Annotated in this window: 20 protein-coding genes and 2 pseudogenes; all 22 read left to right on the top strand. The window is 41.6% G+C overall.

Annotated features, from left to right (window positions below; all coding sequences use genetic code 11):
- The first annotated feature begins 21 nt into the window (after positions 1–21).
- Positions 22–213 (top strand): hypothetical protein, encoded by a 192-nt coding sequence (locus ACYQ2D_RS09185; RefSeq protein ID WP_204454826.1) that lies wholly within the window; start codon positions 22–24, stop codon positions 211–213.
- Positions 214–777 (top strand): PcfB family protein, encoded by a 564-nt coding sequence (locus ACYQ2D_RS09180; RefSeq protein WP_204454825.1) that lies wholly within the window; start codon positions 214–216, stop codon positions 775–777.
- Positions 774–1,535 (top strand): annotated as a pseudogene (locus ACYQ2D_RS09175) (type IV secretory system conjugative DNA transfer family protein); the annotation flags it as partial. The gene ACYQ2D_RS09180 and the pseudogene ACYQ2D_RS09175, both read left to right, overlap by 4 nt.
- A gap of 691 nt (positions 1,536–2,226) precedes the next feature.
- On the top strand, positions 2,227–4,137 hold the full coding sequence (ltrA, locus tag ACYQ2D_RS09170) for a group II intron reverse transcriptase/maturase (RefSeq protein ID WP_009005801.1): 1,911 nt from the start codon (positions 2,227–2,229) through the stop codon (positions 4,135–4,137).
- Between the two features lie 132 nt (positions 4,138–4,269).
- Positions 4,270–5,337, top strand: a pseudogene (locus ACYQ2D_RS09165) (VirD4-like conjugal transfer protein, CD1115 family); the annotation flags it as partial.
- Positions 5,338–5,416: 79 nt separating this feature from the next.
- Positions 5,417–6,103, top strand: a complete 687-nt coding sequence (locus ACYQ2D_RS09160) for a hypothetical protein (RefSeq protein ID WP_204454818.1) — start codon at positions 5,417–5,419, stop codon at positions 6,101–6,103.
- 211 nt (positions 6,104–6,314) lie between these two features.
- Entirely contained in the window at positions 6,315–6,530 is a 216-nt protein-coding gene (locus ACYQ2D_RS09155; RefSeq protein WP_009268903.1) for a Maff2 family mobile element protein, read from the top strand.
- Positions 6,531–6,549: 19 nt separating this feature from the next.
- A complete protein-coding gene (locus ACYQ2D_RS09150; RefSeq protein ID WP_054705757.1) occupies positions 6,550–7,422 on the top strand; it encodes a VirB6/TrbL-like conjugal transfer protein, CD1112 family in 873 nt (290 codons plus the stop codon).
- A gap of 20 nt (positions 7,423–7,442) precedes the next feature.
- On the top strand, positions 7,443–7,847 hold the full coding sequence (locus ACYQ2D_RS09145; RefSeq protein ID WP_095889427.1) for a PrgI family protein: 405 nt from the start codon (positions 7,443–7,445) through the stop codon (positions 7,845–7,847).
- Entirely contained in the window at positions 7,816–10,233 is a 2,418-nt protein-coding gene (locus ACYQ2D_RS09140) for a VirB4-like conjugal transfer ATPase, CD1110 family (protein ID WP_204454816.1), read from the top strand. Before ACYQ2D_RS09145 ends, ACYQ2D_RS09140 begins: the two co-directional genes overlap by 32 nt.
- A 1-nt stretch (position 10,234) precedes the next feature.
- A complete protein-coding gene (locus tag ACYQ2D_RS09135) occupies positions 10,235–12,502 on the top strand; it encodes a C40 family peptidase (RefSeq protein ID WP_204454820.1) in 2,268 nt (755 codons plus the stop codon).
- Between the two features lie 19 nt (positions 12,503–12,521).
- Positions 12,522–12,830 carry a DUF4315 family protein gene (locus ACYQ2D_RS09130; protein WP_016439433.1) on the top strand — a complete coding sequence of 103 codons (309 nt, stop codon included), beginning with the start codon at positions 12,522–12,524 and terminating at the stop codon, positions 12,828–12,830.
- On the top strand, positions 12,805–13,524 hold the full coding sequence (locus tag ACYQ2D_RS09125) for a DUF4366 domain-containing protein (RefSeq protein ID WP_204454815.1): 720 nt from the start codon (positions 12,805–12,807) through the stop codon (positions 13,522–13,524). Before ACYQ2D_RS09130 ends, ACYQ2D_RS09125 begins: the two co-directional genes overlap by 26 nt.
- A gap of 74 nt (positions 13,525–13,598) precedes the next feature.
- Entirely contained in the window at positions 13,599–15,710 is a 2,112-nt protein-coding gene (locus tag ACYQ2D_RS09120) for a DNA topoisomerase 3 (protein WP_204454813.1), read from the top strand.
- Between the two features lie 15 nt (positions 15,711–15,725).
- Entirely contained in the window at positions 15,726–16,787 is a 1,062-nt protein-coding gene (locus ACYQ2D_RS09115) for a DUF5688 family protein (RefSeq protein WP_204454811.1), read from the top strand.
- A gap of 89 nt (positions 16,788–16,876) precedes the next feature.
- Positions 16,877–18,247, top strand: coding sequence for an ArdC-like ssDNA-binding domain-containing protein (locus ACYQ2D_RS09110; RefSeq protein WP_204454810.1), 1,371 nt, complete (start codon positions 16,877–16,879; stop codon positions 18,245–18,247).
- Entirely contained in the window at positions 18,244–18,504 is a 261-nt protein-coding gene (locus ACYQ2D_RS09105) for a transposon-transfer assisting family protein (RefSeq protein WP_204454808.1), read from the top strand. Before ACYQ2D_RS09110 ends, ACYQ2D_RS09105 begins: the two co-directional genes overlap by 4 nt.
- On the top strand, positions 18,494–19,369 hold the full coding sequence (locus ACYQ2D_RS09100) for a DUF4316 domain-containing protein (RefSeq protein WP_204454807.1): 876 nt from the start codon (positions 18,494–18,496) through the stop codon (positions 19,367–19,369). Before ACYQ2D_RS09105 ends, ACYQ2D_RS09100 begins: the two co-directional genes overlap by 11 nt.
- Before the next feature lie 183 nt (positions 19,370–19,552).
- Complete coding sequence (locus ACYQ2D_RS09095) at positions 19,553–19,828, top strand: hypothetical protein (RefSeq protein ID WP_464146722.1); 276 nt, start codon at positions 19,553–19,555, stop codon at positions 19,826–19,828.
- 21 nt (positions 19,829–19,849) lie between these two features.
- Entirely contained in the window at positions 19,850–19,972 is a 123-nt protein-coding gene (locus ACYQ2D_RS09090) for a septation protein SpoVG family protein (protein WP_204454805.1), read from the top strand.
- Positions 19,973–20,116: 144 nt separating this feature from the next.
- Positions 20,117–20,344 (top strand): flagellar export protein FliJ, encoded by a 228-nt coding sequence (locus tag ACYQ2D_RS09085; RefSeq protein ID WP_204454803.1) that lies wholly within the window; start codon positions 20,117–20,119, stop codon positions 20,342–20,344.
- A 319-nt stretch (positions 20,345–20,663) separates the two neighbouring features.
- Positions 20,664–20,897 (top strand): plantaricin C family lantibiotic, encoded by a 234-nt coding sequence (locus tag ACYQ2D_RS09080; protein ID WP_204454802.1) that lies wholly within the window; start codon positions 20,664–20,666, stop codon positions 20,895–20,897.
- Position 20,898: the final 1 nt, after the last annotated feature.

Genomic DNA, 20,898 nt, shown 5'->3' with positions numbered 1-20,898 from the left:
TTTGTTAGGAGGAACATGAGAATGGACAGGAGAAGAGATAAGAACCTGATCGTGGAACCAAATGCAGCAATGCCGGGGAGAAAATACAGTGAAGAAAAACCCTGGTCTTGTAAATATTGCTACTGGTGGGGAGGGAGAAAAAAGGGCTGCATTGAGAAGCAGTGTTATTATTTGCTTCCCTCAAAGGATCAAGGGAAGAAAGGGAGTGGTTAATTGCAGGATGAAGTGAATGAAAAAATCATAGCTCTGTGTGTCCAGACAACCCGGATGAGTACCGGCGTGCTAAAAGCATCTATGAGAAAATTTCTGGATGGAATGAGCAGACAGAAACAGAAGCGGGTACAGGTGAAACAGGCTGTCAAAACAGGAAAAGCACAGGAAAAGGGCAGAGAAAAAGAAAGAAAAAGACAGGAGATGAAAAAGCCTCATGGAAAGCAGACCATAAAACAACTGATTGCACAGGGAGCACAGCTAACGAATATCCAGATCACGGATCAAAATATCAAATCTTTTGACCGGGTAGCCCGGAAATATGGGATTGATTATAGTCTGAAAAAGGATTCCCATGTGGAACCGCCATTGTATCTGGTGTTTTTTAAATCGAAAGATGTAGATGTGATGACGGCTGCATTTAAAGAATATGCAGGCATAGAGCTGGATCAGTCTAAAAAGAAAAAGCCTTCTGTCCGAAAGAAACTGCAGAAGACACAGGAGAAGAAAGCAAAACATCGTCAGAGAGTCAAGACGAAGCGGAAAGTCAGAGGGCAGGAACGATGATCCGGGAAAAGATGCAGAATATCCAGATGAAGAGAGTGGTGATATTAAGTATTCCGTATCTGATCATCTTCTATCTTGCAGATAAATGTTTTTGGCTATACCGCCATTGCATTGGTGACAGTATGATTGAAAAAATCGGTGTGATGCTGATGCATTTCCAACTGGCATTTACCAACTGGCTCCCAAGTTTCCATATGCAAGATCTATTAGGAGGATTGGTGACCGCCCTTATCTTTCGGTTGATCTTGTATTATAAAGCGAAGAATGCGAAGAAGTTCCGTCATGGAGAAGAGTATGGATCGGCCAGATGGGGAAACCGGAAGGATATCGAGCCATTTGAAGATCCGGAGTTTGAAAATAACATCATTCTGACCGATACAGAACGGCTTACGATGAACAGCAGGCCAAAGGCTCCAAAATATGCCAGAAACAAAAATGTTATTGTAATTGGTGGTTCAGGATCCGGTAAAACTAGATTTTACGTCAAACCCAATCTGATGCAGATGACAGATCATGTATCCTATGTGGTCACTGATCCAAAGGGAACGATCATTGTAGAATGCGGAAAGATGCTGGTAAATGGCGGCTATCGGATCAAGGTGCTGAATACGATCAATTTTAAAAAGTCCATGCACTATAATCCATTCCATTACATTCGTAGTGAGAAAGATATCCTAAAACTGGTGAATACCATCATAGCAAATACAAAAGGGGAAGGAGAAAAATCTACGGAGGATTTCTGGGTGAGTGCGACTCGTTCGCAGACGGTAAAAAGTCTGCGCACGAGCAACGGTTTTCCGTTGTTCGGAGAACTGGTAGTTTGATAGGTGGAATGACGGGGTAACGCCCTGAAACGCCTACCCTTGATGGGCGTGCATTAGCTGTAATGGCTGGTGTACGAAGCCCCATGACAAAGGCTGAGAGTAACCGTAACCACTGCCTAAAGTGGTCGAAAGCGGTCTGGAGGCAGACTGTGTTACCTATAAGCCGAGAGTCTATAAGATACCTATGGTTAGAATGTTCGCTTTGGCGGGCGGACTGACGAACCTGCGAATGTACAGGTCTAAAAGAAGACCACGCAGAAATGTGTGGGTGCGTTAATGCGCAGTCGGTGTGGTTTAGTAGAAATTGATCCTACGAACGACCATGCTGTGTTACAGGCACAGGCAAGCCGACAGGTCTATAGTAGGAACCTACGGGTATGTATGAACAGATAGAACTATCGGAACGAGGAAAGGCAGCAGATTCCGCAAGGAATAGTCTGACGAAAAACAATAAGCAGACGAACTGCTGCTGAAAAGTAGTGGTCGAACCTATGATGTGCTTGCGTTATGTGAGCTACGGAGGAATGGCCACAAGTCGGTTGAGATAAGCAGGCATTATTCAATCCAACATAAGGATTCGAGTAAGACCAAAAGGGTCACTTTCGCAAAAAGGAGGTGATGCCTTATGCCAAAGAAAAACAAAACTCTATGTGTAGATGACTTACGTCATGCCGAGTATTACGGTATGCAGCCAGTTTTTGATGAACTCTATCATCGAAGTTTGGAGGGAGAAAATTTTACCGACCTTATGGATTTAATTCTGAGCCGGGACAACATTCTTCTGGCATATCGGAACATCAAAGCAAACGGAGGAAGCTACACAGCAGGAACAGACAACAAAAACATCAGTGACATCGGGTGTTTACCGCCCGAAACAGTTGCAGAGAAAGTGAGGTTTATTGTCACAGGAAGTCAGCACGGATACCGCCCAAAGCCGGTAAGACGCAAAGACATTCCGAAACCAAACGGAAAAACCAGACCGTTAGGTATTCCCTGTATCTGGGACAGGCTGGTACAGCAATGTATCAAACAGGTCATAGAGCCAATCTGCGAAGCGAAATTCAGCGACAACAGTTACGGCTTTCGCCCGAACCGTTCCGTGGAACACGCCGTGCAGAAAACTTACACCATGCTTCAACGCATGAACCTGCATTATGTGATTGAGTTTGATATAAAAGGATTTTTCGACAACGTAAATCACAGCAAGCTAATGCGGCAAATATGGGCAATGGGAATACACGACAAGCAGTTGATTTTTATTATCAAGCGGATTCTGAAAGCACCGATTAGAATGCCAGACGGCACTACACTCATTCCAGACAAAGGCACTCCGCAAGGCGGTATCATTTCACCGTTGCTTGCCAATATCGTGCTGAATGAACTGGACAAATGGGTTGAGAGCCAATGGCAGAACCACCCTCTTGTAAAGGAATACGGGTATGAGAGGAAAATCAGAAACTCGATTACTTTTGACCGGAGCAAGGCATTCCTCAAAATGAGGAAAACAGGGTTGAAAGAAATGTATATCGTGAGATATGCAGATGATTTCAGAATTTTCTGCCGGAATAAAGAGGACGCTTTGAGAACGAAAGAGGCTGTAACGGCATGGATAACCGAGAGGCTGAGGTTGGAGGTATCGCCAGAGAAAACAAGGATAGTCAATGTTAGAAAACGCTATTCAGAGTTTCTTGGGTTTAAGATACGAGTCAGACCGAAAAGCAGGAAGTACATCGTGCAATCTCATATCTGTGACAAAAAGTTGGAACTGGAAAGGCAAAAACTGGTGGAACAGGCGAAACGAATTGCCCGACCTTCAGAGGGAAAAAGACCTTTGGACGAAATACGGCTGTACAATTCAATGGTTCTGGGAATACAGAATTATTTTCAACTTGCCACCTGCATCAGCATTGATTGCAGGAAAATCCACAGACAGGTCATGACAGTTTTAACAAATCGGCTCAATACAGAAACCGGGTGCAGACTTGTTCGAGAGGGCGGCGCAATGACCGAGAGCGAAAAAGAACGGTTTGGAAAGTCGGCAATGATACGGTATGTATCTGGAATCGACCAACCTATCTACCCTATCGCATACATCAAGAACAAGATACCGATGGCAAAGAAAGCGGCGGTTTGCAGTTACACGGTAGAGGGACGGGCATTGATACACACGAACCTAAGTATGAACTCATCTGTTCTATCAGGTTTGAGGAATCAACCGTCTATGGGGCGAAGCACAGAACTTACTGACAGCAGGATTTCACTATTCTCGGCTCAACGTGGAAAATGTGCGCTAAGTGGGGAACTCTTTGAAAATGCGGCTGACATAGTATGCTGGCTGAAAACACCGGCAGAATTGGGCGGCAAGGAACGCTATCGAAATATGATTTTGTTCCATAATAGATTTCTTCCACTCCTGCAAGAGTGTCCTAAGAATGAGCTAAAAGAGATAGCCGACACGCTCAAGGCAACAAAGGAACTGATGTTAAAAGTGAACAGTCTGCGCCAGCAGGCTGGTTTGTCCGCAATAGAAAACTAACATTTCATTTGGTGATTGATTAAATGCTTGTGAAAACAACCGATGGAACGCCGGATGCGGTGAAAGTCGCACGTCCGGTGTGGAGTGGGGGAAAATCCGGCGATAACTTCAAAGGATTACCTATCACTATAAGCGGAACGCCTTCTGTACTCTGCCCTGATTGGTTACATCTGGTATGAAGCACCGGAAGAAGAACAAAATTTTTCTACTCTTCTGGAATTTATCAATGCCAGTGAAACGAGAGAAGACGATGAGGAATTTAAAAATGCGGTAGATGAACTGTTTGAAGAATTGGAAGCAGAAAATCCGGAACACTTTGCAGTCAGACAATACCGAAAATATAAGTTGGCGGCAGGAAAAACAGCAAAGTCTATCCTTATTTCCTGCGGCGCCAGACTGGCTCCTTTTGATATCCAGGAACTTCGGGAGATTATGTCCTATGATGAGATGGAGCTGGATATGATCGGGGATCAGAAGACAGCAATGTTTGTCATTATCAGTGATACTGATGATACTTTCAACTTTGTGGTGGCGATCATGTACACACAGCTTTTTAATCTGCTCTGTGATAAAGCAGATGATGAGCATGGTGGAAGACTTCCGTACCATGTGCGATTACTGCTGGATGAGTTCAGTAATATTGGTCAGATCCCGAAATTTGATAAACTGATCGCAACGATTCGAAGCCGTGAGATCTCCGCCTCTATTATTTTACAGTCGCAGAGTCAGTTAAAAACCATTTATAAGGATGCTGCTGAAACCATCACGGGGAATTGCGATACCGTATTATTTCTTGGAGGAAAAGAAAGTTCCACGTTAAAGGAAATCTCGGAAACGCTGGGAAAAGAGACCATCGATCTTTACAATACCTCTGATACCAGAGGGACAAGCCAGTCCTATGGTTTGAATTATCAGAAGACAGGGAAAGAATTGATGAGCCGGGATGAGCTGGCTGTAATGGATGGAAATAAATGTATTTTGCAGCTCCGAGGTGTTCGGCCATTTCTCAGTAACAAATATGATATCACAAAGCATAAGAGATATAAGGAATTGTCGGATGCGGATAAAAGGAATGCGTTTGATGTGGAAAAATACCTAGAGCATAAGCTAGTCTTTTCGCAGGATACAGAATTTGAAGTGTATGAAGTAAATGTAACAGAAGAGGATGTGAAAGCAGTGATAGAGGAAGAAGTAAACTAAAAAGAGTATCTTTTGAGCTAGAAATGTGATATGTTTTTATAAAGACAAATTTGTAGTGGTGATTACATTGGAGGAAAATATGGAAAAGTACTATAAGTTATATATTTTAATGGAAAATAAACTATTTAGTAAATTTGGTGAGAGAAAATACATTGAGTTAAATAAAGCATATTATACACAAGACCCACATTATAAACTTTGTTTTGCCAATATAAATCATATACTGGATTATAAATATGAGCATGGACTAGTTGTTTGTGATGTTGAACCCGTGTCTGAAGTTATACACAGTACACTTAGCTCAAAAGTAGAATCGGCATGTGTGGGTATAATTCCTAGTAATCCGAGATCCATTTATTCGCCTGAATTCATACAGGAACTAATTAACGATGGGAATAAAGAGGCTTGGTCACATGTTTCAGATGAATCATATGTAATAGGAACAATAGAGCACTCTAAAGAAGGAATGTGTTATGACGTAAATCTGAGTTATGAATTAAGTAAAGCATTACATCTGTTATTATTAGACATTTATGATAATGACGAGTTAAATAAATGGTTTGAGTATAGAAGAACAAGATTTAATTACAATGATATCTTAAAAAAGATAAAAAGTGATCAAATTAGTAGGAAGATAGTAATTGATGCATGGAATGTGTATGCTCCGTGTAAAAAAAGTAAATTATTGAAAATAGTCAGCTTTTTTTCTTGTCAAAGAATGCTGTACAACAAATTCCATTTTATTGAATTGAAGAATGTGAAATAAGTGTTAGAGCATGTAGATATCCATCTATGTGCTCTTTTTTTGCGTTTTTTTTAGAAAAAGTCCTGATGATCAGGCAGAAAGGAGAAGGAAATGAAGATAAAAATAAGATCACCTTGCAAATAAAACAGGGAAAAAAAGAGGTCTGAATAATAGGGAAAGGAGAGAGGAAACGCTGACAGACCATAGAAACAGCGTTTATTCAGAAAAGAATATGGGATTTTTCGGAAGTGCAATTACAATCTTACAGACATTAGTCGTAGCGATTGGTGCAGGTCTTGGTGTCTGGGGAGTCATCAACCTGATGGAAGGTTACGGAAATGATAATCCTGGTGCTAAATCACAGGGAATTAAGCAGCTTATGAGTGGCGGTGGTGTGATCCTGATCGGTACACAGTTGATTCCGCTTTTGAGTGGATTATTTGGTTAAAAGAAAGGAGTAGAGATCCATGTTCAATCAAATTTTTGATGCGATTGAGGAATGGATGAGGGAACTTCTAACAGGTATGATCAGTTCTAACCTGGACCGTATGTTTACGGATGTCAATCAGAAGACAAGTGAGATTGCGGGCCAGGTTGGACAGACGCCACAAGGATGGAATGGCAGTATCTTTAGTATGATTGAAGGACTGTCTAATTCAGTCATCATGCCGATTGCAGGTATCATCATAACATTTGTACTGTGTTATGAACTGATCTCCATGCTGACAGAACGAAATAATATGCATGATATTGATACATGGATGTTCTTTAAGTATTTTGTAAAAATGTGGATCGCCGTTTATCTGGTAAGCAATACGTTTACCATTACGATGGCGGTCTTTGATGTAGGACAAAACGTCGTAAACTCGGCGGCAGGGCTGGTTTCCGGAGATACATCCATTGATATCAGCTCTGCGATCACAGATTTATCTACTACATTGGAAAGCATGGAGATCGGAGAACTTGTGATATTGGCATTGGAAACTTTGATCGTAAGTTTCTGTATGAAGATCATGTCTGTACTCATTACGGTTATCTTGTATGTCCGTATGATAGAAATTTACCTTTATACCTCAGTTGCACCGATCCCGTTCGCAACGATGAGCAACAGAGAGTGGGGACAGATCGGAACGAATTATTTCAGAGGACTCTTTGCCCTGGCATTCCAGGCATTTCTGATGATGGTATGTGTTGCTATTTATGCAGTATTAGTGGCAGGCATCCAGTTTTCAGATAATCTGAGTTCCTCATTATTTGGTGTAATGGCATATACGGTGATCTTATGTTTCAGTCTGTTCAAGACAGGATCACTTAGTAAGTCAATCTTTAATGCACATTAAAAAGAAAGGAAGTGAAACACATGGCGTATGTGAGTGTGCCGAAAGATTTAACGAAGGTAAAGAATAAAGTGGCATTTAATCTTACGAAAAGGCAATTGATCTGTATTGGCATTGGAGCAGCTATGGGAATTCCCTGTTATTTTCTCTTTAGAAATGCTCTTGGAATCAATAATGCTGCAGTCCTTATGGTACTTATGATGCTGCCGGCCTTTTTGTTTGCCATGTATGAGAAAGATGGAATGCATCTGGAAGACGTATTGATGCATGTGATCCGGGTTAAATTTATCCGGCCATCTGTCAGAAAATATGAAACTGAAAACTATTATGAATCGGATCCAGATGGAGAAGATCAGAAAACGATGAGAAAGGAAGAGAGGAAAGGGGGAAAAAGCGGTGGTAAGAAAAAGAAAAAAGGCCGCAAATAAAAAGACGAATGGAAAGAAGGATGTAAAGAAACTTACCGTTCAACAGACCATTGCCTACAAAGAAATGGGAAGGGATGGTATTTGCAGGGTGCAGGGAAATGTCTATTCCAAATGTATCCGGTTTTACGATATCAACTATCAGTTAGCACAGAATGAAGATAAGAATGCGATCTTTGAAAACTGGTGTGATTTCCTGAATTATTTTGACAGCAGCATCCATTTTCAGCTCAGTTTTATCAATCATAAGAGCAGCATGAAAGAATTTGAGCAGGTGATCAAGATCAGTCCCCAGGGAGATGCTTATGATGATATCCGTATGGAATATGCCAACATGCTGAAAAAACAGCTTGCAAGAGGAAACAATGGTTTGGTGAAAACGAAATACATCACCTTTTCCATTGAAGCGGAAAATATCCGGGAAGCAAAACCGAAGCTGGAGCGTATCGAATCCGATATCCTGAATAACTTTAAGATCCTTGGTGTGATGGCATATCCTCTGAATGGGGAGGAACGATTGCGGATCCTGTATGAAACCTTTAATCCGGATTCTACGGTGGATTTCCAGTTTGATTATGGTTCTATGGTCAAAACGGGATTAAATACAAAGGACTATGTGGCTCCTACCAGTTTTGTTTTTAAGGATGGGAAGACGTTCCAGATGGAAAATACGATGGGGGCGGTTTCTTATTTACAGATCCTTGCTCCGGAGCTGACAGACAAGATGCTGGCAGAGTTTTTGGATATTGATAAGGACTTGATCGTAAATCTACATATTCAGTCTGTGGATCAGATGAAAGCGATCAAGCTGGTAAAAAGTAAAGTAACGGATATCAACAGAATGAAAATTGAAGAGCAGAAAAAGGCAGTAAGAGCAGGGTACGATATGGATATCATTCCGTCGGATCTGAATACCTATGGAGGGGAAGCAAAACGGCTTTTGGAAGATCTGCAGTCACGAAATGAGCGTATGTTCCTTGTAACAGCGCTCTTTTTAAATACAGCAAAAAGCAAACAGGAATTGGAAAATGCGATCTTTCAGACAGCCGGTATCGCACAGAAATATAATTGTATGTTAAAGCGTCTGGACTATCAGCAGGAAGAAGGCTTGATGAGCAGCCTTCCCCTTGGAGTCAGCCACATTCCGATAAAAAGAGCGCTGACAACGACCAGTACAGCGATTTTTGTACCATTTACCACACAGGAATTATTTATGGGCGGCGATTCTTTATATTATGGACTGAACGCTACCAGCAATAACCTGATCATGGTAGACAGGAAGAAGTCGAAAAATCCAAATGGACTGATCCTCGGTACGCCCGGATCAGGAAAATCCTTTGCGGCAAAAAGGGAAATGACAAACGTATTTTTTACGACCAATGATGACATTATCATTGGAGATCCGGAAGGCGAGTATTATCCATTGGTCCATGCGTTGGGAGGACAGGTCATCCATATTTCCCCAAACAGTAAGGATTACATCAATCCGATGGATATCAACATGAATTATTCTGAGGATGATAATCCGCTGGGAGTAAAATCTGACTTTATTTTATCCCTTTGTGAATTGATCATGGGAAGCCGGGATGGGATTGAAGCAGAAGAAAAGTCTGTCATTGACCGATGCCTTCCGCTTGTATATCAGAACTATTTTTCTGATCCGAAACCAGAAAATATGCCAATCCTTGGAGATCTGTATGATTGTCTCCGCAAACAGAAAGAACCTCAGGCACAGAGGATTGCCACAGCTCTGGAAATCTACGTCAACGGATCTTTGAAAGTGTTCAATCACCAGACCAACGTAGAACTGAATAACAGAATTGTCTGCTTTGATATCAAGGAGCTCGGAAAGCAGTTAAAAAAACTTGGAATGCTCATCATACAGGATCAGGTGTGGAACCGGGTGACTGTCAACCGTGGCGTAAAATCTACCTGGTACTATATCGATGAATTCCATCTCCTTCTGAAAGAAGAGCAGACGGCATCTTATTCGGTAGAGATCTTCAAGAGGTTTAGGAAGTGGGGCGGAATCCCGACTGGAATCACGCAGAATATAAAGGACCTCCTTTCCAGCCGGGAGATTGAAAATATTTTTGAAAACAGTGATTTTATTTTGATGTTAAATCAGGCTGCAGGTGACCGGCAGATCCTGGCAAAACAATTAAATATTTCACCGTATCAGTTGTCTTATGTTACGAATTCCGGGGAAGGGGAAGGACTTCTCTTTTATGGGACAACGATCATTCCGTTTAAGGATAAATTTGATAAGTCGCTGAAGTTATATTCTCTCATGACAACAAAGCCGGAAGAAGTGGAACAAAGAGAAAAGGAAGGAGGCGGAAGTCTTGGCAGGGAAAGAACTGAAAGGAAGAGAGAAAATTGTAAGTAAAATGACAAGAGACGGTCTGACGGAAGAAAATCTGGCAGATGGTTCTGTAAAAGATATCAGCCATAAAAGCCGGGGCAGACCGCCGGAAATGCAACAGGACTTTGTTTTTGACCGGGAAAAGAAGAAAGACAAGCTGTCAGATGGACAAAGCGAGGAACGGAATCTGCAAAAAAAGCAGATCCGAAACTCCTCTTTGCGAAAAGAAGCAATATCTGAGGAACCTATTTTAGAAGAATCTGTGTTAGACAGAGAGGGAGCTGGGGAGAAAAACGTTTCTGGAGAATTCCCAAAATACAAGAAAAAGTTTCGGGAACATGCACAGATACCGGAAGATGACTCCTTGACCGGACAGAAGAAAAAAATCCGGAAAAAGCAAATCCAAAAACAGATGAGAAAAGAGCAGACAAAATCCGGAAGGTTATCCTTTGATGATGAGGAAAATCAGATGGTAAAAGGTTCGGGGATGAAACCGGGCAGAACCATTGGAAGGTATGCGGTAAGGGATGCAGTTTCAAAAGGGATATCGGATCCAGAAGAGGAGGAGCAGGATGTTGCAACGGAAACGGTTCAGTTTGCAGAAAGAGGGACGGAAACAGCGGTAAGAGGTCTGCGCTATGCACAGCTTCGGAGCCAGCGTGCAGATGTAAAGGCAAACCGGAGAGGATATCATCTGGATGAAACCGGAGAAAAGTTAAAATTTGGTATGAGTGACAGCATGGGGAAAGCAGGGGCGGAGGAAACGGCCAAAAAGTCGGAAGAGAAGAAAAGGGTTCTGAACCGCTTTTTCCAGAGAAAACGATATAAGGATGCCTATCGGGCTGCCAGAACAGGAAAATCTGCAGGCAGTGCAGGTGGGGCGGCAACTGTTGCCGGCGTTGAGAATATAACCGTGAAAGCGAAGATCGCATTAAAAGAGATTGTGAAGCGGAATCGGGCTGTATTTTTTGGCGCCGGTATTTTTGTGCTCTTATTTCTGATTGTGGCAGTATCTTTGGGAAGCTGCAGCGCTTCCATACAAGGGGGCGGCTCTGTGATCGAGATCACCACATATCCAGGAACAGATGAAGATATCTATGCGGCTGAGAACTACTATGTTTCTTTGGAAACGGCTTTGAACCAGCAGATCAATGAGATGGAAACTACCCATCCGGACTATGATGAATACCAGTACAACGTAGGCGAGATCGCTCATAATCCGTATCATCTGATCTCCTATCTGACAGCAAAATATGGGGATTGGAAATTTGAAGATATCAAGGATGAATTACAGGCTTTATTTGAAGCACAGTACAGCTTGGATACAGAAAGTAAAACAGAAACCGTGACAAAAACGAAGACAGTACGGGTAGGGGAATCCTTAGGGAACGTAGTTACCAGCGGTTACTGTAATTGTTCGATCTGTTGCGGACAATGGTCAGGCGGTCCTACAGCAAGTGGCGTTTATCCAACCGCAAACCATACGATCGCGGTAGATGCTTCTGATCCATTTGTTCCGATGGGAACAAAGATTGTGATGAATGGCGTGGAATATACCGTAGAGGATACAGGAGCCTTTGCAAGATATGGGGTGCAGTTCGATGTTTACTATGATAATCATAGTGCAGCATCCGCACATGGCCATAAGACCTGGGAAGCGTTTATTGCGGATAGTAACGGAAGCAATGAAGTGACGGTAACGAATACAACAACGAAAAAGATTCTGTATGTAACCTTAGGAAATACAGGATTTGATGCAGTCGCAAGAGCCAATCTGAATGAGGAACAGATGATCCTATACAATGCTTTAAATACCACCTATGGAAACAGAAATTACTTGTGGGATATAGGAAATATCTCTACAGGCTCCGGTTCAGACGGAATGAGTTATGAGATACCTCCGGAAGCATTACAGGATGAAGAATTTGCCCGGATGATCCGGGAAGCTGAGAAATATCTGGGAGTCCCGTATGTATGGGGAGGATATTCTCCTTCTGGATTTGACTGTTCCGGATTTGTATCCTATGTGATCAATCATTGTGGAAACGGATGGAATCTGGGAAGGCAGACCGCAGAGGGATTGCGAAACAGTTGTACGTTTGTTTCTCCGGGAGATGCAAAGCCGGGGGATCTGATCTTTTTCCAGGGAACGTACAGTACGCCAGGAGCAAGCCATGTGGGTATCTATGTGGGAAATAACATGATGATCCATTGTGGGGATCCGATCCATTATTCCAATATCGGTACAGCATACTGGCAGCAACATTTTATGTGTTTTGGCAGATTGCCATAAGAAAAGGAGAGTGAAAGATTTGAATAAAAAAATCAAGAAATATATGGAGGAGATCCATAAGACAGAACAGAAGATCGCTGATCTTCAGCAGTATCTCAAAGGACTTCATGCTGCTTTAAAACAGGAAGAAGATAATGAGATGATCAAAAGCATCCGTGGAATGAAATTAGACAGTCATGCCCTGCATGATCTTCTGAATGGAATCCAGGAAGGAACCGTAAAATTTCAGGTCAGCCAGGAGTCTGAGGAAGAAGGAACAGGCTCCTTTGTATTTACAGAAAAGAAAGAGGAGGGACATCCGTATGGTGAAATGGAAAAAACTGAATAAGAAAGTGGCAGGAGTATTGTTAGGCGTTATGGTGCTTTTTTCCGCATCCACAACAGCCTTTGCATATGTGGATCCGTCGGCAGAGACGACAAATACAGAAGCGGCACAGACGGAGACGGTACAGAATGAAGAAACAGAAAAGCCGGCAGATAAGGGGATTCTGCCGGAAAATAATAAAACAGAGAAGAAAGAAGATGCTTTTACAGAACCGGGAAATGGGGAAGTCCAGGATGATATCCAGAATGGATCCAGTAAAGAATTCCTTACGATCACAACAAAGAATAACAATACCTTTTATCTTGTGATTGACCGTAGTTCTACCTCCCAGAATGTATATCTGTTATCTCAGGTAGATGAAAATGATCTGAAGGAATTTGTGGATCAGGAAAAAGGGCCGGCAACTGTCACACCCACTCCGCAGGTAGTCATCGATGAGAATAAGACCGAAGAAACCGGTAAAAAAGAAGAGGCAGCAAAGCCGGAAAAAGAGAAGATGCCACAAGCGAATATGGGAGCAATGGCAGCGATCCTTATTCTTGCGTTAGGTGGAGTTGCAGCTTATTACTACTTCAAGATCTATAAGCCAAAGAAAGAGGAAGAAGAGGATTTTGAAGAGGAAGGACTGGAAACAAGTGACGGATTGGAGATCATCAATGAGGATGAATTTGAAGACCGGGAAGAAGAAAATGAATAAAAAATAAAAAAATGAGTGGAACGCCCTGTATTTTTGGGGCGTTTCCTTTCGTTATATGAAGGAGGTAATAAGTTATGTATTTAGTAATTGCAGAAAAACCAAGCGTGTCCAAAGCGATTGCGGAAGTAATCGGGGCATCAAAAAAAGAAGAAGGGTATCTGGAAGGAAAGGGATGCATTGTCAGTTGGTGTTTTGGCCATCTTGCAGAATATGTTCCACCGGATTCTTATGATGAAAGGTTTACCAGATGGCTGTATGAGGATCTTCCGATCATCCCAGAGGAATGGAAACTGGTAGTATCCAAAGATAAGAAAGAACAGTTCTATATTTTGAAAAAGCTGCTGAACCGCCCGGATATCGAGTTTGTGGTAAATGCCTGTGACGCCGGACGGGAAGGAGAACTTATCTTTAAGCATGTATATGATCTGTCCGGAAGTAAAAAGCCGGTCAAGAGATTATGGATCAGTTCGCTGGAAAGTTCTTCGATCTTAGAAGGGATGGAACATCTGAAAGCTGGAGAAACCTATCATAATCTGGCAGAAGCGGCGGTTTGCCGGGCACAGGCAGACTGGCTTGTCGGTATGAATGCGACAAGAGCTTACACAACAAAATATTTTAAAAAGCTGACAGTAGGACGCGTGCAGACGCCGACACTTTCCATGCTTGTCGAAAGACAGAAGCAGATTTCAGGTTTCAAAAAAGAAAAATATTTTAATGTGGTTTTGGATTGTGATGGACTGATCGTAGAGAAGAAGAAAATCTTCGATGTGGAAGAAGCAGAAAGAGTGTGGAAAACCTGTCAGGGCAGTGATGCGATTGTGGAAAAAGTGGAGTCAAAGGAAAAGACGGTAAAACCGCCGAAACTGTATGACCTGACAACCCTGCAGAGAGAGGCGAACCGTATCTATGGAATGACTGCTCAGCAGACATTAAATGCGGCGCAAAGCCTGTATGAGCAGAAGCTGATCACTTATCCGAGAACGGACAGCCAGTATTTGACAAGTGATATGGAAGAAACGGCGAAACAAGTGATCCGTAAGATCTATGAGAAGTATCAATTGCTGGAACCGTTTGACCAGCCCAAAACACCGGAGGTAAAGAAGGTGCTGAATGACAAGAAAGTATCGGATCATCATGCAATCATTCCTACGATAGAACTTGCAGAATTTGACTTCTCTAAGTTAAGAGAATGGGAACAGAAGATTTTATTCCTGATCGCAGTACATACCGTAGAAGCAATGGAAGAAGATCATGTATTCATGGAGACAGAGGTGGAAGTACGATGTCAGGATGAGATTTTTAAAGCAAAAGGGAAAGTGGTCGAACAGATCGGTTGGAAACTGTATGAGGAATGCTTTAAGAATGATGACGGACTTGCCATAGAAAACCCGGCAGATGCAGGAAAAGACAGCATTCCCAAAGTAGAAGTAGACCAGAAGTTTTATAACGTATCGGCAGTGAAAACGGAACATTTCACATCGCCACCAAAGCAGTACAGCGAAGATACTCTCCTTGCGGCAATGGAAACTGCTGGAAATAAGGAATTCGATGAAGACACAGAAAAGAAAGGATTAGGAACTCCGGCAACAAGGGCAGGGATCATAGAAAAACTGATCGCTTCCCAGTATGCGGTACGAAAAGGCAAACAGATCCTTCCAACAGAGGACGGAATAATATTGATTGATATCTTACCGGATTTCTTGAAATCTGCCACCATGACAGCCGAATGGGAAAACCAACTGTTAGAGATGGAGCAGGGAAAGATGGCTCCTGGGCAGTTTATGACAGGCATCGAAAAGCTGATTTCCATGATGCTGAATCATTGTGACTCCATTCCGGAAGAAGAGACACGAAGATTCCAGAAAAAAGAGAGCTTGGGAACCTGTCCGGTCTGTGGCGGCCTGGTCTATGAAGGAAAGAAAAATTTCTATTGCGGTAATCGTGAATGTAATTTTTGTCTCTGGAAAGAAAACAAGTATTTACAGAGTATGGAAAAGGATATGGATACCAGGATGGCTGCTGAGCTTCTGAAGAATGGAAGTGTTCATGTGAAGGATCTGTATTCCAGAAAAAAAGATCTGTATTTTGAAGCAGATCTGCATATGGAAGCCGATGAAAACGGGAGAGTGACATTTTCATTATCTTTCCCGAAAAAGAAAACAACGAAGAAAAATAAGAGAAAATAGAAGGAGGAATAAGATATGGATTTTAATCAATTTGTTGACGAAGTAAAGGGAAGAATCAAACAGTTTCTTCCGATTGAATATGAAGGTGCCCAGGTAAAAATCGAAGAGATAAAGAAATTAAATGAGAATTATCTCGGAATCACGGTCTTAAAAGAAAATCAGGTAATCGCGCCGACCTTTAACCTGAATCAGTTATACGAAATGTTCCAGTCAGATCCACAGAATTCTATGGAAAACATTTTGAGAAATATTACGGAGCTGGTGCTTGATGCACCGGAACAGTTTGATCCGAAGAGCATCACAGAATATGAGACTGCAAAGGATAAGCTGTTCATCCGCGTATCTTCAGCAGAAAAAAATGAAGAAATGCTGCAGAACGTACCTCACCAGATGAGAGAAGATCTGGCAATTACCTATCATCTTGCAATCAGCATTGATGATATTGGGGTGGGTTCTACGATGATCACGAATGATATTTTAAAACGTTATGGGATCAGTGAGGAACAGCTTCATGCAGATGCCATGGAAAACAGTCCTAATGCCAGACCGGTTCAGGTGATGATTATGGGAAGTATGATCGAGCAGCTTATGGGAATGGGTTCTGAAACAATCATGAGGGACGAACCTGTTCAGAACATTGCAGAAATTATTTCAAAGGGAATGGGAATGGAAAGGGAGACTCCGATGTTCATTATCACGAATCCGCAGACAGTGGATGGAGCAGGTGTGATTTTTTATCCGGAAGTAATGGAGCAGATTGGGGAAGGTTTTCAGGGAGACTTCTTTATTCTGCCCTCTTCCACCCATGAAACATTAGTCATTCCGGATAATGGAACATTTGATTACCGGGTTCTGGAGGATATGGTCCAGACGATCAATGAAAATGAAGTCGCTCCGGAAGAACGACTTTCCGATCACGTCTATCATTATGATGTGAAAGACCGGGTATTTGAAAGGGCAGATAAATTTGAAGAGCGTCAGAAAGAGAAAACAGCTCAGCTTGGTAAAAATGAGCATACGGGAAAAGAGCAGAGTATGAAGCAGCCGAAAGCTAAGAAACATGAGATGGAATTATAGAAGTGTAGAGTCCGTATAACGATAAGATGGGAATCCCTCATACACACGGCTGTATGGGGGATTTTTTAAAAGAGAAAGAGAGGAAATGAATGAGCGAAGAATTGACAAAAACCAAATTACTTCCCATACAAGGGAAAGATATGGACAGTATCATGCAAAACCTGGAAACAGGAGTCGCAGAATTATTTACCAGTGAACGGTATCAGGAATATTTGAAAACAATGTCAAAATTCCATAATTATTCTTTTAATAATACGCTGTTGATCGCCATGCAAAGGCCGGATGCCACCTTAGTAACGGGATATCGAAACTGGCAGTCTATGGGCAGACAGGTAAAAAAAGGGGAGAAGGGAATCACAATTATCGCACCGGCGCCAATCAAAAGGAAAAAGGAACAGGCAGTATTGGATCAGGATCAGAAACCAGTCATCGATCCGGATGGAAAACCAAAGACGGAAGAGGTAGAGGTCACACTTCCTTGTTTCAAGGCGATCACAGTATTTGATATTGAACAGACCACAGGAGAACCGATCCAGACACTTGCTCCTGAAATCCTGACAGCGGCAGTAGAAGATTTTGATTTATTCCTGCAAGCAATCCGGGAAATCTCACCAGTACCGATACGATTCGATGCGATCGAAGGATCTGCAAACGGTTATTATCACAACCTGGATAAAGAAATCGTCATCAAAAAAGACATGAGCCAGAGCCAGACTTTAAAAACAGCAATCCATGAAACCGCACATGCAAGGTTACATGACAAGGAGATCATGGAAAGCCAGGGCATTGAGAAGGACCGGCTAACAAAAGAAGTGGAAGCAGAATCAGTTGCATATTGTGTGTGTTCTGCCTTTGAACTGGATACGTCAGAATACAGTTTTACGTATATTGCAGGTTGGAGCAGTGGAAAAGAAATGAGAGAACTGAAAGCCTCTATGGATGTGATCCGTAAGACAGCCGGAGAAATGATCGATGAACTGACAGAAAAAATAGAAATGATGCTGGAACAGAAACAAGAGAACCTTAGAATTGAAAATGTTGTTCAAAAAAGGGATATTTTAGAAGAAACGAGCTGTATCAGCTTCTATGCGGCAGAATGTTCAGAGTTTCCGGTATTAGGAGAAATTCATCATGATCTGAGTCTGCCGGAAGCTTTAGAAGCGTATGAGAAGATACCTGCAGAACGAATGAATGGGCTCAAATCCGTTGGATTTAACTTGCAGGAAGGAAGTGATTATGACGGAATGATGGATCTGATGGTTGCCGGAAGATTACAAAGAGAAATCTTAGATTCCATACCATTTTACAGGGAGAACAAGTTGGTGCAGGAAGCCTTGAAACGTGTAGAACAATATATCGACGAAAAGCCTCTGAATGTAGAGAAAACCAGACCAAAAGAAGAAAAAGGAGAGATACAAAAAAACAAATCTCAAAAAAGAAGGGAGGATATGAGCTTATGAGCAAAGTGAAATTTGAAGAAGATGAATTGGCGGTTGTGGCTCTTTTCCAGGAAAACACAAGAAAAGATACGATAGATATTTTGAAGGATACCTTAGAGGCATTGGAAGAAACGAAAGAAGATCCGTTGGAAGACGATCTGCTGGAAACGATTGCATCTACGATCAGTAAGTTACAGATGATCGAAGATAAATATTATTATTCCCTGGATCTGAATCGTTATCTAAATAACCTGGAGGATGATGCTTATGAAGAATGATCAATTTGCAGTTTACCGAGTAGACCGTAATTCGGAAGGGAGAGACCTTTGGCACCTTTCCTATCAGGAAGCGGTAAGCAGGAAACTTGCGATACGGATTGAATATTACCGGCAGATGGATATCAGGCCATTATTGCCGGGGGAGAATGCAATTGCTTTATGGAAACGCATGAAAGAGTCTTGTGAAGTCAGTGATGTGCTTGTACTGAATCAGAATGGGGAAATCCATTGTTATTATGTCAATGAAGATTATCCACAGCTTTTATCAGGGTTCATTCGATTAAACCCGTCAGGTACATTAGTCACGCTGGATACGGAAAATTACTGCATTAGTGGAAAGCCGGGAAACTGGATGGCTACGGATGATATCATCATTGACGGAAAACAGTTTTATCTTATGGAGCATCAGGAATATCACAGGCAGGTTGCCTATATCATCCTAGACAGTTATGGGAAGATGATCATGGAGGAATGTAATAATGGATTCGATGAAAAAACCAAACAGAAACTCCATGAGTTTATGAAAGCACCGGAACAAAGGGAACAGAAACATCAAAAAAATAGAGACAGGCTGGAACATTATCAGAAATTTTTTGAGAATGGAACTTATGAGAGAAGCTGGGAATCCGGAACAGAAGGAAATTATAATATGGTGGATGGCCAGGTAAACAATCTGAAAAGTGCAGAAGGGAAAAGAGTGGAAAGAAAGCCGGCACAAAGACTAGAACAATCCTCAAAAAAGAAACCAAAGAAAAGAGAGTCGGTGATCAAGAGATTACGGGAAAAACAGATTGCAATCGCTATGAAATCCGGAAAACCAGTACCGAGATATTTGGAGCAGGATATGGAGAGACGAAGAGGATAATTCAAAAAACAATAGAAAGATTTAGATAAAAGTGTTCTGTGAAAACGCATAAAGGCTTAGAAGGGGATGGCATTTCTCTTCTAAGAGAATAGTGATTTAAGAGGGTTTGTAAGCTTTACGTTTGACCGTGTATTTTGTGCTAAAAGCATTGCGCTTAAAGAATCACAAAAAGGCGGCATTTATTTGGAGATGCCTAAGTACAAAGAGTATGGAACAGGAGAATATGTACCATTTTTTGCTTTTAAAGATGGGGAATTCCGAAAAGTAGTTACGGAACAAGTCAAAAACGCTTACCCAAATATGGAAGATAAAATAGTGGATCTGGAAGAAAACTGGCGAGATGAGGAAGTTTATTATGACTTGAGTGTCATGCCGACTAAGGGAAATGAAACCTTTAAAGGGGAAGTGTCTATGAAACTGCAGGATGTGTTTGTAGTACACCAGATGCATATCATTTAGAGGTGGAATGGAAAAACTTTTGTGGGGATGCCACAGAAGGAGAATTCCTCAAAGAATGAGAGGGAGGATATTGCACATCCGATTGAAGCCAATTTTAAGCAGGAATTGGAAGTTGCCATTATGGAGGGATATCAGAGAAAATAGGAAGTAGCACAGAATCAGCGGCAGAATCGGACAGCCAGATGATTGACTGGAAATACGCTTGAAATATGAGAATCTTTTATAAAGGATAGTAATTTTCTGTAATTAGTGGTAAGATATAGAAATAATAAATTACGGAGGGTTGTTATGGCAAGAGGGCGGAAAAAAGCGGAAAATATCACTCTGGAGGAACAGTTGGAGGCGGTTGTAAAGCAGATTGAAGAAACAAAAGCAAATCTCAAAAATCTGCGTCAAAAGAGGAAAGAAATCGAAGTAAAGATAAAAGATGAGAAGAAGGAAAAACTGTATAAAGCGGTTGTGGCTTCAGGAAAGAGCATTGATGAGATCCTTGCTGTGATTTCAGAAGAAAAATAAGGAATGTATAACGAGCTGTCATTGTGGTATAAAACCATGATGGCAGTTTTTTACTTAGTGTCTGCTGATCAAACTGTTTTTGATTCAAAATCAGCAGTTTAATACGTTATCAGTCTCCAATACCAAATACAGATAGCAAAGTTTTAAAAGTAGTTAAAACTTTGCTATCTGTATTTCAATTCAAAATAAACAACCAAAAAATGGCAGTTTACAATCATTTCAATTTTTAAAGGAAATATATGCTAGAATACAATTACTAAATGAACCGGTCCACTTAGTAAAAGAAAATTAAATAAAAACAATTGAAAGGAATAAAGTTATGACAAGAACAAACGTATTAAGAAATCCACTTTTAAGAGCAAGAGGAAAATTTGATATTGAAACACCAGTTGTCAGTCTGGGAACTGAAATTCAGGAGCAGGAATTAGACACACAGGTAGGTGCAGGAACAATCACCATTACTGTTACAACTGTAACAATTACACCGACACCGTCTCATGGCTGTGGTGCAGTATACACAGTTTCATTGGAATGCACCGGTTCCAAATGCTAAT

It is taken from the genome of Blautia stercoris (assembly GCF_054657695.1).
This window is presented reverse-complemented; position numbering and strand designations above follow the sequence as displayed.

Bases quoted from the DNA above. Each gene is read 5' to 3' on its own strand.
- ltrA (WP_009005801.1), top strand. From the start codon at position 2,227: ATGCCAAAGAAAAACAAAACTCTATGTGTAGATGACTTACGTCATGCC.
- ACYQ2D_RS09120 (WP_204454813.1), top strand. From the start codon at position 13,599: ATGTATTTAGTAATTGCAGAAAAACCAAGCGTGTCCAAAGCGATTGCG.
- ACYQ2D_RS09155 (WP_009268903.1), top strand. From the start codon at position 6,315: ATGGGATTTTTCGGAAGTGCAATTACAATCTTACAGACATTAGTCGTA.
- ACYQ2D_RS09080 (WP_204454802.1), top strand. From the start codon at position 20,664: ATGACAAGAACAAACGTATTAAGAAATCCACTTTTAAGAGCAAGAGGA.
- ACYQ2D_RS09145 (WP_095889427.1), top strand. From the start codon at position 7,443: ATGGCGTATGTGAGTGTGCCGAAAGATTTAACGAAGGTAAAGAATAAA.
- ACYQ2D_RS09150 (WP_054705757.1), top strand. From the start codon at position 6,550: ATGTTCAATCAAATTTTTGATGCGATTGAGGAATGGATGAGGGAACTT.
- ACYQ2D_RS09100 (WP_204454807.1), top strand. From the start codon at position 18,494: ATGAAGAATGATCAATTTGCAGTTTACCGAGTAGACCGTAATTCGGAA.
- ACYQ2D_RS09125 (WP_204454815.1), top strand. From the start codon at position 12,805: ATGGTGAAATGGAAAAAACTGAATAAGAAAGTGGCAGGAGTATTGTTA.
- ACYQ2D_RS09105 (WP_204454808.1), top strand. From the start codon at position 18,244: ATGAGCAAAGTGAAATTTGAAGAAGATGAATTGGCGGTTGTGGCTCTT.
- ACYQ2D_RS09185 (WP_204454826.1), top strand. From the start codon at position 22: ATGGACAGGAGAAGAGATAAGAACCTGATCGTGGAACCAAATGCAGCA.
- ACYQ2D_RS09160 (WP_204454818.1), top strand. From the start codon at position 5,417: ATGGAAAAGTACTATAAGTTATATATTTTAATGGAAAATAAACTATTT.
- ACYQ2D_RS09085 (WP_204454803.1), top strand. From the start codon at position 20,117: ATGGCAAGAGGGCGGAAAAAAGCGGAAAATATCACTCTGGAGGAACAG.
- ACYQ2D_RS09115 (WP_204454811.1), top strand. From the start codon at position 15,726: ATGGATTTTAATCAATTTGTTGACGAAGTAAAGGGAAGAATCAAACAG.
- ACYQ2D_RS09135 (WP_204454820.1), top strand. From the start codon at position 10,235: ATGACAAGAGACGGTCTGACGGAAGAAAATCTGGCAGATGGTTCTGTA.
- ACYQ2D_RS09110 (WP_204454810.1), top strand. From the start codon at position 16,877: ATGAGCGAAGAATTGACAAAAACCAAATTACTTCCCATACAAGGGAAA.